Raw genomic sequence first — 10,312 nt, forward strand, 5'->3', positions numbered from 1 at the left:
CCTCCAACCACACCCCACCCCACCCCACCCGACACCGCCGGCCTTCAAGACCACAACCGGGTCTTGAAGGCCGACGTCACGCGCGCCCCCGAATTCGCCAACAGCATCGGAAGAGATCCGGGCGGGGCGTAATGCCGAGCTGGGTGCGGGTGTCTCCGCGTCAGGGCGGAGAAGACGATCAGGTGTTGATCTGCCTGCGGACGTCTTCGACACGGCGGATGATCTCAGTGGCCATGTCGGTGATCGCCTGGAGCTGCCTGTCGATGTCGGCCGGGTCCGAGCCGGTGAACGAGAACGACCGGCCGTCGTCGCCGCCCGGCTGCGGGCTGGTGAACGAGAACGACCGGCCGTCGTCGCGGCTCGACTCGGGGTTGGTGAACGAGAACGACACGGGCAGCTCCAACCGGGTCAGATGCTCATGTGGTGGGCGCGCCGGATGGCGGCCTCCCACACGCTACGCACCTGCGCTCCGCTGTGGGAGTCGTTCCAGGACGGGATGGTCTGCCACTTCCTGCCGTGCTGGCGGCGGGCCTCGTCAAGGAGGAGGTTCCCGGCGTCGCAGTAGGCGGCGTTGCGCGCGCCGGCCGCGGCGCGCAGGGCGCCGATGGAGCAGCGGGCGCCCTCGGTGTTGATGAGGCTGTACCTGGTCCAGCCGTGGGTGTCGAGGAACGTGAGCGCGTCGGTGAGGGTCTTCTCGACCGGGCCGGTCAGGCGCACCGGCTGGACGGCGATGAGAGGAGCCTGTGCGGGCGCCGTGAGGGCCGCAGGGGCGGCGGGGGCGGCGGGTTCCGGGGTGGGGTCGGGGTCGAGGAGTCGGAACGCCGCCGCGTACAGGTCCTGGTCGACGGGGCTGAAGTCGGTCTTCGTGTGGGTGTTCATGCTGCCCTCCACAGGCCGTTCTCGTTGGTGACCTCGCCCCGCTTCTTCAGCTCGGACAACCTGGGCTTGATGTTCTTCGCAGAGGTCTCGAGCTTCCGGGCGATGGTTTCGGCGGTCATCGGGATGGAGTGCTCCTGCAGGAGCTCGAGGATGCGCGGCTTGATCAGCTCCTGTCCTTCGGACGCAGCCAGTGCTCCACCCGGCCGGGCGGGCCCGGGGACGGCGTGGAGACCGGCGGGGATGTGGTGGGCCGCCGGCTCCTGTGCGGAGAGGGCGCCCTCGGCCGCGGCAAGGAGGTCGGCGAGGCTGCCGATGAGGTTCTTGCCGCGCTTGTCGACCATCGGCGTCTGGGCGATCGCGTCTCGCTCACGCCAGGCGTCGCAGTCCTCGATCCCCACCGGCTCGCCTCCGGCCAGAGCGACCGGCGGCACGTCCAGGTGCAGGGAGCGGAACTGCACAGCCTGCGAACCCGGGGTGAGGAGGTAGCCCAGGCCGAAGGTGCCGTCCTCAGGAGCGGCGGCGGCCTCGGTGGCCAGGCCGGACATGTCCCGGTCGGCGACCTTGGCATACTGGCCCGGCCACTGCGAGGGGATCATCGACAGGTCGATGCCCTCCGCACCCTCCACCGCGTTCGCCCCGACCAGCGAGCCCTGCCCCTTCGCGCAGCGCAGGAACACCGCCCCACCGCCGATGAGGAGCTGAGAGCGGATGACCGTGGAGTTGCCGAGGTCTTCGGCCAGCGGGGTCTGGGTGGCCAGCACGACGCCGATACCCCGCTTGAGGGACCGGCGGGTCAGCTGCTCCACGATCGCCTTCGCCTCCGCGTGGTACGGGGAGGAGGCCGACAGCAGCATGTGGGCCTCGTCGATGACGACCAGGACCAGCGGGTCGGTGAACGGGAACGCCGGGCTGCGGTAGCGGGCTTCGCGGTCGAGCATCAGCGCGTAGGCCAGGCGCAGCGCGCCCATCGCCTCGTCCAGGCCGTCCCCGAGATACGCGGACAGCGAGGCGCCGGCGATGGTCCCGGCCTGCGGGGAGGCCAGGATCACCGCGATGCCGGAGCGGTGGGCGGAGAGCAGGACCTGTTCCAGCAGCCCCGACTTGCCCGACCGTGATCCGCCGACGAGGTAGAGGTGGCGGGCGCCGGAGCCGGGCTGGGCGAGGGGCAGGAGGGCGGCTCGGCCGTCGACGTAGGTGCCGGCGCGGACGTAGCCGCGCGAGTCCATCGACAGCTCGTCCAGGACCGAGGAGAGCATCGTGCCGTGCATCAGCGCGTGCTCCCGCATCACCCGGATCCCCATCTGCGACGGCTTGTCGCCGGGGGCCAGAGCGATCTGGATCGTTTCCAGGTCCAAGTTGCCCGCGAGGTCTTGGAGGTTGACGGTGCCGATCGCCCGGCGGTCGCGGGTCGCGATGCCCTCCCAGTCCAGTGGCCCGTCGTAGCGGGTGACGGTCAGGAAGGTGCCGGGCATCGCGCCTTCCGGTACGCCGACGTAGGCGGCCCACAGCTCCTCGGGAGTTGTGGGGGCACCGGCCGCGATCTGCGGCTGCGCCGCCGGGACCTTCAGATGCACGGTGACCGGCAAGGCGTTGGGCGCGTAGTGCTTGGGGTCGCCCAGCTCGATCTGAGAGACGGGGATCTGGTAAACGGAGGCGATGTCGGCGGCCTTCACCCGCACCTGCTGCCCCTGGGGCAGGGTGATGATCCCGGTGAACGCCACGCGCTCGCCGTCGATCTCGAGGCCGAGGTGCTCCAGGCTGGCCCCGGCCTGGATGAGGACGCGGCCCTCGGTCTGGGTGGGACCGGAGATGTACTCGCGCCACCAGGCGGTGATGAGCTGCGCCTGCGACGTCTGCCCGGTGGCCGTCCCCGCGCCCGTGGTCAAGGTCGCGGGCGTGAGCTCGGCGGCGGGCATGTGGCTGGCGAGGTTGCGGTGGTGCGCGAGGGCGGCCGCCCCGGCCGGAACCGCGAGCCCGAGCGCGATCAGCGGGTTCACGCCGGCGGCCAGGACCTCGCTGGCGGCGATGCCGCAGCCGGTGGTCGTGAGCCCGCACGCGATCAGGGACCGCAGAACGGGAGCGGAGGCGCCGACGGCCCACGCTCCGGCTCCGGCCGCTGCGGCGGCGAGGGCGGACCAGGGGCCGGCCACGAGAGGCACCACCGCGAGCGCGGCAGGCGCGTACTGAACGAACTGAACTCGGGTCGGCCCCATGGTCCTGGACTCCTTAACTCTGGGCGTAGAAGCCGGCTTCGGCCATGTCGACGGGGGAGGTGGCGACGGCGTCGGCGATGCCGCCGTGGTCGTTCTCGGTGGTCGTCTTCGCGTCGTCGGCGGCCGCGGCGGCGCTGTCGGCGGCGGACGTGTAAGCGCCGGCCGCCTCCTTGACGCCGGTCATGGTCAGCGCCGCGTCGGCGAACTCGCTGGTGGTCGCGTCGTCGACGGCCAGCGCCTTCATCGTCTCGGCGGCGTCCAGCATCTGCTCGGCGGCGTCGTCGACGTCCGCGGCGAGCTTGGTGACGGTCTGGGCGTGCGCGTGGACCTTGTGGGTAAGCCAGGCCAGCTTGGTGCGCAGCGCCGCGTAGGTGGCGACGTCCTTCAGGGTCTCGGTGGCGCTCATGCGGGGCCTCTCCTGTCTCTAGGTCAGCGGGCGTTGTAGAAGTCGCGCTCGGCGGGCCGGGTCAGGGGGGAGTCGGCGACGGCCCGGAAAATCCCGCCGTGCCGGACCTCGGCGTTCGCCGAGGCGGTGCGGCACGCCTCCTCGCCGCCCTGGATCTGGTCGTGGACGTCCTTGGCGGCGGCGGCCTGGAGGTCGAGCTGCTCCTTGAGCACCTCGCACTTCGCGATCAGGTTCGCGCCGACGCCCTTGGCGGTGATGTCGGCGATGAGCGTGTCGCAGTCGGTGGCCAGCTCCAGGGCCTCGTCCATGAGCTCCAGGGCGGTGTCGGTGCTGGCCTGGCACAGGGTGGCCGAGCCGTCGGCGAGGTCGATGACCTGGGTGAGGGTCATGACCTCGCCGCCGCTGTAGGTGCGGGACTTCCCGGCGGCGGTCGTGACGTGGATGCCCTTGTCGTCGACGGTCGCGGCGTGCGGGACGGGCGGGTTGGGCTGCATCGCGGGGTCCTTCCGGATGTGGTCGGGCAGGGGGACGGGGCGGGGCCGCGGGATGGTGCCCGCGGGCGGGACTGCGGACCCCGGCGGCACCGTCACCGGCGGGGTCGTCGGCGGCGGAGGCGCCGTCGGGGGAGGGGGCGCCGTCGGCGGTGGGGGCGCGGACGGCGGTGGAGGTGCGGACGGCGGTGGAGGCGTCGGCGGTGGAGGCGTCGGCGGCGTCGAGGACGAGGCCCCCGCCGGGGGCACCGTCGAGGACGAAGAACCCGTCGGCGGGGTCGCCGAGGAAGAAGATCCGGTCGGCGGCGTCGGCGAGGACGAGGTCCCCGTCGGCGTCGCCGAGGACGGCTTCCCCTTCGACGACTTCGCCGCAGAGGGGTCTGCGGAAGGGGAAACGGAAGGTGCATCGGTTGGCTTCTTGAGGTAAGCCGAGCGCCATCCGTCACGCAGGCCACCGGCCATATGAGCGCCAGCCAGAAGGCCGTAATGCGTTTTCGCCGCGATGTTGTACGGCGTGTTTCGGAATGTGTCCGGCGCCCGGGCCGGATTCCACTTCTCTTTTGTTTTAGCAGCAGGTTTCTTCATTCCCGCCTGCTCGTATTTCCCATGCGTTTTCTCCACGCCGAACACGTAGCTGATGGCGAGGAGCAAGAGCAGTTCCATGACCCTCCCTTCTATGACTCTGGGTGGTTGAGGTCGGTTACCGGTTACCGGTTACAGGCCCCCCGGAACCCCCGGTTCGGACACTCCGGCGGGGGGTTCGAGGGGTCCCTGAGGGCTGTAACCGGTAACCGGTAACCGCGATCGGTCACTCAGTGCGACGCCGAGCCGATGTTGTTCACGGTCGTGTTCGCCGTGTTGAAAACCGACTCGAGCGTGCCGCGGATCGACTCGCTGAACGGCGTGTACGGCAGGAAGATGCCGGAGACGATGAGCATGATGCACACCACCATCTGCTTTCCCTTGGTCTTCTTGAAGGTGAAGAAGAGGGCCCAGCAGAACAGGGCGAGGGCGAAGAACTGAAGCGTCATGTCACGCACCCTTCTCGAAGGTGAATCCCTTGCTGTTTACGGGGGTTACCGCGCCAGAACCGGAGGTCACGGAAAGCTTCTTGTAGGCGATGAATCCGCCGCCGCCGACGAGCGCCACCCACAGCCACGGGCTGGAGGTGATGCCGCTGCTGGAACCGGCGCCGGCGGGCTGCTGGGCCCTGGCGGAGGTGCCGCTGAAGACCGGGGCCGGGCACTCGGGGATCCGGGAGACCTCCCAGGAGGACGCCTTGGCGACCGACGCCGCGCGGCCCTTCATGCACTCGCGGTAGACGGTCATCTCCCGCTCGTACGCGGCCTTGGCCGCGGACTCCTCGATCTTTGCCCGCTGTTTGTCGGCCTCGGCCTCGACCAGGGCGTTCGCGGCGTCCTGCTGGGCGCGCGCACGGTCCTGGGCGGCCTCGTCGGCCTGCATGTTGGTGACGGCGATGACCGTTCCGCACACGGCGACGACGGCGATCGTGCCGCACACGGCGAGGGCCGCGGTGTTGCGGCGCATCCCGTCGACCGCGGCGGAAAACCTCGAGGTCGCAGGCTTCTCCGACTTCTCCGGGGCCTGAGGGGCGGGGGTCTGAGGGGTCGGGGGCTGGGGCTGGGGGGTCATGAGGCTGAGCTCCTTGTCCCAGTCGATGCCGGACATGGCTGGTGGCTCCTCTCGGTTCGGTGGTCGCGACCGCTCAAGTCCGTCTCCGGCGGGCCGGAGGCGAAGTTCAGCGGCGGCATGTGTGGGTGAGCGGCCTGCCGGCCGTGGCCGTCACCGGTCCGCGCTCACACTCGGGAGCGTGAGCGCGGACCGGGGGCGACCATGAGCGGCAGGGATGGTGCGAGGGGTGCGGGCGCTCAGGTGCTCAGGCGCTCGCCTTCGCGCTCGCCAGCGCGTCCTGGGCGCTCTCTTCGACCTGCTCGCGCAGGCGCTGGGCGGTGGGGCGGGAAACGGGCTCGTCAGACAGGCCCGCGTCGGTGAGCGCGTCGCGGATCTCCGTCCACTGCGGACGGCGCCCGAGCTCGGTGTAGAGGAGGCGGATGCGGTCGTGGCGGCGCTCGGTAAGCGCGTCCCGTTCGCTGCGCGTTCGAGGGCTGTCCGCTCGGTGAGCGTCGTCGTCCTCGGCGGTGCGCTCATCGGTGTGAGCGCCCGCGGTGAGCGCCGGACGCTCACGCTCGCCGTCGGCATCCCCGAGGGTGAGCGCGCTCATCTCGGGGTGAGCGCCGCTCGGTTCCGGGTGAGCGTCGTGAGCGTCAGCGCTCTCTTCGACGCGCTCGATGGTGTGAGCGTCGTCGGGGGTGAGCGTGTCGGCCAGCGCGGCGGGCGCGGAGCCGAGCTTGAGCGCCATCCGCTGCTCCAGCGGAGCCTTCCACCGCCACAGCAGGCCGTACTGCTCGCGCAGGCGCGCTCGCAGCCAGGTCTCCTGCTGAAGGCGGGTGAGCGCCTCGTCGTAGGAGGTGATCTCCCACAGGATCATCCGGCGGCGCAGCCGGGCGGTGGGGAGCGGGGCGAGGATCCAGCGCGAGCGCCGCACCGTCTCCATCCTGACCTTGCCGGTGACCGCGCCGATCCTCGTGGCGTACACGTGGGAGGCGATCTCCGAGAACACCACCCACAGCAGGGTGAGGGCGGCGTGCCCGATGCGGCCCGACGCGGAGTCGGAGGCGTTCCAGTTCAGGTAGACGGTCACCGCCGTCAGCACGCGGGGCACCCAGCGGATCCAGCGCAGCTCCATGCCCATCCGGATCAGGATCAGGTTGGCGCCGGTGAACGCGGGGATGGCGACGTCGATGCCGACCGGCAGCAGCCACGGCCACTCCCAGCCCCACGCGGCGGCCTTGGCCTCCAACGCGGTGTAGGAGGAGAGCAGGCCGAGGGTGGAGACGACCGCGGCCGCCAGGACGATCCCGACGACCAGGAGCAGCTCCTGCCCGGACAGCGGCGGCACTCCGCCAGCGGGCCGGGCGTCGTTGCGGGCCTTGGCCCGCTTGGCGCGCGACTCCGCCTTGATCTCCCGGCGGCGGGCCCGCTGCACGGTGCGCTGCGTCGCCGCCTCGAGGATCCGCTCCGCCTCGGCACGCACCTGCGCAGCGGCGGCCTGATCGGCCGTGGCCCTGGCCGCCGCCGCCCGGGCCGTCTTCGCGTCCGTCTCCGCCTGCTCGCGCAGCCAGGCGACGTCCTTGCCGGTGACGAACCGCAGCTCCTCGGCGGAGGCGCGGGCGTCGTCCAGGGCGCGCTCGGCGTCCTGACGAAGCCCGGCCGCGGCCTTCTCGGCTCCGGCCCGCACCTGCGTGGCCTGGTCGTCCGCGCTCTCGCGCATCCGGTCGGCCTCGCCACGCGCCCGCTGCAGGAACTGTTCGGCGTCGGTGGTGGCACGGGTGCGGGTCTCGGCCGCGGTGCGCTCCGCAGCCGCGAGCAGCTCGGCGCGCTTGGCCTCCGCGTCGGCGAGGGCCTTCTCGGCGGCGCGGGCGGCCTGGGCCTGCACCTCGTCGGCCTGCGCGGCCGCCGTGGCGGTGACCTCCTGCGCCTGGCGGCGGGCGTCGGCGATGACCTTCTCGGCCTCGGCGGTCGCGGTCGTCGTGGCGGTGTCGGCCTGGCCGCGCGCGCCGGCGAGCAGCTGCTCGGCCTTCGTCTCGGCGTCGGCCAGGACCTGCTCGGCGTCCGCGGCCGCGCTGGTGGCGACCTCCTCGCGCATCCGGTCGGCGTCGGCCGTCGCGGCGGCCAGGAGCCGGGTCTGCTCGGCCGTGGCCGCCTCGGTGATCGAAGCGGCCTCGGTCCGGGCGCCGTCCAGGAGTTCAGCGGCCCGCTGCTCGCCGTCGGCGAGGATCCGCGCGGCGTCGTCGGTGGCCAGGTCCCGCAGGTCGGCGCCGCGGTCGGCGGTGTCGGCCAGGACCGGGTCGGCCTCCTCGAACACCGGCGGCACGCTCGTCTCGGGGGCGGCGGCCTGGGTGGGGACGGTGTCCAGAGGCGCCGACGTCTTGGCGTTCCCGCCTCGGGTCTTCGCGGTCGGAGCGGGCTTGCGCCTGCGCCGGGTGGTGGTGTTGGCCACGGGGATGTCCTCTCTTTCCGGCGCCTCGTGCAAGAGGTCACCGCGGATCGGCGTCGGCCGGTAGGGTCGTGACCAGGCCCTCCGAGGCCCCGGCAGCTGAAATGCCGGGGGCTTGGAGGGCTGTCTGCGTGAGCAGTGGTCAGCAGTGCTCGGGCAGCTCGGGCAGCTCGGGCCGCTGGTTGGCGGTCGCGCGCTGCTGGGTGAGCCACGCCATCGCGGCCGCGGTCATGTCGTCGACCGTGCCGTCGCTGTTCAGCGGGGCGGTGTCGATGTCGCGCATCGCGTCGGCGGCGGGCAGCAGCCGCATGTAGTCCGGGCTCGCGAAGGGGATCGGGCGGCCCGCCGCCAGCGGGGTCAGGTAGTAGGTGTTGTGGAGGCCGACCCGGTCGACACGGCAGACGAAGGTGTGGCCGGCCTCGGTCCAGAAGTTCTCCGGGTCGCGGTACAGGACGTACTGGCCCTGGCAGAACCCGGCGGCGGGAACGGTGATGGCGTGCTGGGCGCTGTCGCGCACGAGGTCACCTCGGTGTGCTGGTGGGTGGGGCCGTGCTGTCCGGCTCCCCTCGGCCCCGTCCGTACCGGCACACGGGCCGGGACGGGCGGGGGAGGCAACCGACAGGCAGGAAGGGGTCACTTGACGCCGACGAAGCGGAAGGCCGCGAAGGCGGTGCCGCGCGGGTCGGCGGTGGCCTGGACGATGCGGTCGGCCTCGTCGGTGTCGCCACGGTTGACGGCGTCGGCCGCCGCCCGGGCCGCGACCCAGTCGATGCCCGGCGCCAGCGTCTCGGCGAGGGCGGGGCGGCGGAGCCGGGCGCGCAGCGTGCGCCAGGCCCGGCGGAGCGGGCGGGCGCGGCGGGCCCGGGTGACCCGGGCGGCGGCGTCGCGGTGCCCGAGCTGGTGGAGGATCTGCTCGGAGTCGTAGTCGGCGGCGGTCCAGCCGTCGCGGCGGATGGTGCGCATGGTGCCTCCTGGATGACGGGCGTCGGCCCAAGCCGATGCCCGGGAGAGGGCGTGCGAAAGGCCGGCGGCCCGTCAGGCGGGCTGCCGGTGAAGGCGCGTGCGATCAAGCGGGAAGGGATCTTGATCGGGCTCCCGGTCGGCGGTCACGGTGACCGGGAGCCCGACAGTCGGCGGAGCGACGCTCGGTGTCGGATCAGCACTTCTGGCAGGACGGGGTCTCCCACCAGCAGCTGCACGTGGGGCACTGCCACAGGTGCCGCAGGGGCGCGGTCAGGACGGCCAGGATGTTCGTCATGCCGTCGCCCCCTGTCCGACGCGGGCGCGGTTGCGGGCGGCGCGGCGCTTCATCGCCCGCCGCTCGTTCTCCGACAGGCCGCCCCAGACGCCCTCGTCCTGCCCGGACTCCAGCGCCCACTGCAGACACGCCTCCATGACGGGGCAGCGGCGGCAGACGGACTTGGCTTCCACGATCTGCAGCAGGGCGGGCCCGGTGGTGCCGATGGGGAAGAACAGCTCGGGGTCTTCCTCGCGGCAGACCGCGTTGTGGCGCCAGTCCATGGTGGTCACCGTCCCGAGCGGACGCGGCGCAGGGCCTCGTCCATGTCCGTGTCGGAGTCCGTCGGGTGCTGTGCGATGCTGTCGGGCATCAGGTCCTCCAGTCAGGTCCTGGACAGCCTCGGGGGCGCAATCCCCGGGGCTGTCGCTCGTTTTGGCGGGTCGTACGACCGGCCACGACCAGCGGCCACCCCTCAGCGCAGTAGGGGTGGCCGTTGATCGTGGGCGTCCGTCCGGAGCCGGTTGGTCAGGCGGCGGCGTACTCGGGGCGGCAGCCGGAGCGGATCGCCCGGCGCAGCTGGGCGGCGTGGGGGATGAGGACGTCGACCAGGCGCTCGCGGACACGGGCGGCGATCGAGGGATCGGCGGCAAGGATGTCGCGGCCAGCGTCCACGCGGGCGGAGATCTCGGCGCCGTGCGCGAGGGCGAGCTCTTGGCGGCGGTCGGGCGGGACGGTCAGGACTACGGCCGCGTACCGGCGCATCTCCCTGGCGGTGCACGCCGGCTCGTGCATCTCCAGCGGCGTGCCCCAGGTGACGTCGAGGTCGACCTCGGCGTCGTCGAAGTCGGCGGAGAGCGGGACGTCGAGCTCGTCCAGGAGCGCGAGCGTCTCGGCGTCGACCACCTCGTCGATGCTGGGCCGGTGGGACGTCAGGGTCTGGGTGGCGGGCATCAGGACCTCCGGGGTGCGGTGAGCGGGCAGGAACGGGAGCAGACGGCCCCGGCC

13 protein-coding genes are annotated in these 10,312 nt (G+C 72.3%); 1 reads left to right on the top strand and 12 read right to left on the bottom strand.

Annotated elements, in window-relative coordinates; translation table 11 throughout:
• Positions 1-178: 178 nt before the first annotated feature.
• The 5 genes from ACFQ8C_RS35070 to ACFQ8C_RS35090 are packed head-to-tail and all read right to left on the bottom strand — an operon-like array spanning position 179 to position 3,992.
• A complete protein-coding gene (locus ACFQ8C_RS35070; protein ID WP_383465716.1) occupies positions 179-391 on the bottom strand; it encodes a hypothetical protein in 213 nt (70 codons plus the stop codon).
• A gap of 17 nt (positions 392-408) precedes the next feature.
• On the bottom strand, positions 409-879 hold the full coding sequence (locus ACFQ8C_RS35075) for a hypothetical protein (RefSeq protein WP_383465718.1): 471 nt from the start codon (positions 877-879) through the stop codon (positions 409-411).
• The gene (locus tag ACFQ8C_RS35080; protein WP_383465720.1) at positions 876-3,092 is read right to left on the bottom strand and encodes a hypothetical protein; all 2,217 of its coding nucleotides are present in this window, start codon (positions 3,090-3,092) and stop codon (positions 876-878) included. The genes ACFQ8C_RS35075 and ACFQ8C_RS35080 overlap by 4 nt, the downstream gene beginning before the upstream one ends.
• A 13-nt stretch (positions 3,093-3,105) precedes the next feature.
• Complete coding sequence (locus ACFQ8C_RS35085; RefSeq protein WP_383465722.1) at positions 3,106-3,498, bottom strand: hypothetical protein; 393 nt, start codon at positions 3,496-3,498, stop codon at positions 3,106-3,108.
• A 23-nt stretch (positions 3,499-3,521) separates the two neighbouring features.
• Positions 3,522-3,992, bottom strand: a complete 471-nt coding sequence (locus ACFQ8C_RS35090; RefSeq protein ID WP_383465723.1) for a hypothetical protein — start codon at positions 3,990-3,992, stop codon at positions 3,522-3,524.
• Between the two features lie 52 nt (positions 3,993-4,044).
• Here ACFQ8C_RS35090 and ACFQ8C_RS35095 point away from each other — a divergent pair, with 52 nt between their 5' ends.
• Complete coding sequence (locus tag ACFQ8C_RS35095; protein WP_383465725.1) at positions 4,045-4,416, top strand: hypothetical protein; 372 nt, start codon at positions 4,045-4,047, stop codon at positions 4,414-4,416.
• Positions 4,417-4,801: 385 nt separating this feature from the next.
• Here ACFQ8C_RS35095 and ACFQ8C_RS35100 read toward each other — a convergent pair whose 3' ends face one another.
• The 7 genes from ACFQ8C_RS35100 to ACFQ8C_RS35130 form a co-directional block, all read right to left on the bottom strand.
• Entirely contained in the window at positions 4,802-5,020 is a 219-nt protein-coding gene (locus ACFQ8C_RS35100; protein ID WP_383465727.1) for a hypothetical protein, read from the bottom strand.
• A 1-nt stretch (position 5,021) separates the two neighbouring features.
• On the bottom strand, positions 5,022-5,678 hold the full coding sequence (locus ACFQ8C_RS35105) for a hypothetical protein (RefSeq protein ID WP_383465729.1): 657 nt from the start codon (positions 5,676-5,678) through the stop codon (positions 5,022-5,024).
• Between the two features lie 208 nt (positions 5,679-5,886).
• Positions 5,887-8,070: a DUF2637 domain-containing protein gene (locus ACFQ8C_RS35110; protein WP_383465731.1), complete on the bottom strand. Its 2,184-nt coding sequence runs from the start codon at positions 8,068-8,070 to the stop codon at positions 5,887-5,889.
• A gap of 139 nt (positions 8,071-8,209) precedes the next feature.
• Positions 8,210-8,584, bottom strand: coding sequence for a hypothetical protein (locus ACFQ8C_RS35115; RefSeq protein ID WP_383465733.1), 375 nt, complete (start codon positions 8,582-8,584; stop codon positions 8,210-8,212).
• A 116-nt stretch (positions 8,585-8,700) separates the two neighbouring features.
• Complete coding sequence (locus tag ACFQ8C_RS35120; RefSeq protein WP_383465735.1) at positions 8,701-9,030, bottom strand: hypothetical protein; 330 nt, start codon at positions 9,028-9,030, stop codon at positions 8,701-8,703.
• Positions 9,031-9,321: 291 nt separating this feature from the next.
• Complete coding sequence (locus tag ACFQ8C_RS35125; protein WP_383465739.1) at positions 9,322-9,588, bottom strand: WhiB family transcriptional regulator; 267 nt, start codon at positions 9,586-9,588, stop codon at positions 9,322-9,324.
• A gap of 244 nt (positions 9,589-9,832) precedes the next feature.
• The coding region (locus ACFQ8C_RS35130) for a hypothetical protein (protein ID WP_383465737.1) at positions 9,833-10,312 on the bottom strand (480 nt) is incomplete at its 5' end.

It is taken from the genome of Streptomyces sp. NPDC056503 (assembly GCF_042794995.1).
Classification (GTDB): domain Bacteria; phylum Actinomycetota; class Actinomycetes; order Streptomycetales; family Streptomycetaceae; genus Streptomyces.

Coding starts and splice junctions, on each gene's coding strand:
- ACFQ8C_RS35075 (WP_383465718.1), bottom strand. CDS start 879: ATGAACACCCACACGAAGACCGACTTCAGCCCCGTCGACCAGGACCTG.
- ACFQ8C_RS35095 (WP_383465725.1), top strand. CDS start 4,045: ATGGTGCCCGCGGGCGGGACTGCGGACCCCGGCGGCACCGTCACCGGC.
- ACFQ8C_RS35125 (WP_383465739.1), bottom strand. CDS start 9,588: ATGGACTGGCGCCACAACGCGGTCTGCCGCGAGGAAGACCCCGAGCTG.
- ACFQ8C_RS35090 (WP_383465723.1), bottom strand. CDS start 3,992: ATGCAGCCCAACCCGCCCGTCCCGCACGCCGCGACCGTCGACGACAAG.
- ACFQ8C_RS35120 (WP_383465735.1), bottom strand. CDS start 9,030: ATGCGCACCATCCGCCGCGACGGCTGGACCGCCGCCGACTACGACTCC.
- ACFQ8C_RS35080 (WP_383465720.1), bottom strand. CDS start 3,092: ATGGGGCCGACCCGAGTTCAGTTCGTTCAGTACGCGCCTGCCGCGCTC.
- ACFQ8C_RS35105 (WP_383465729.1), bottom strand. CDS start 5,678: ATGTCCGGCATCGACTGGGACAAGGAGCTCAGCCTCATGACCCCCCAG.
- ACFQ8C_RS35085 (WP_383465722.1), bottom strand. CDS start 3,498: ATGAGCGCCACCGAGACCCTGAAGGACGTCGCCACCTACGCGGCGCTG.
- ACFQ8C_RS35100 (WP_383465727.1), bottom strand. CDS start 5,020: ATGACGCTTCAGTTCTTCGCCCTCGCCCTGTTCTGCTGGGCCCTCTTC.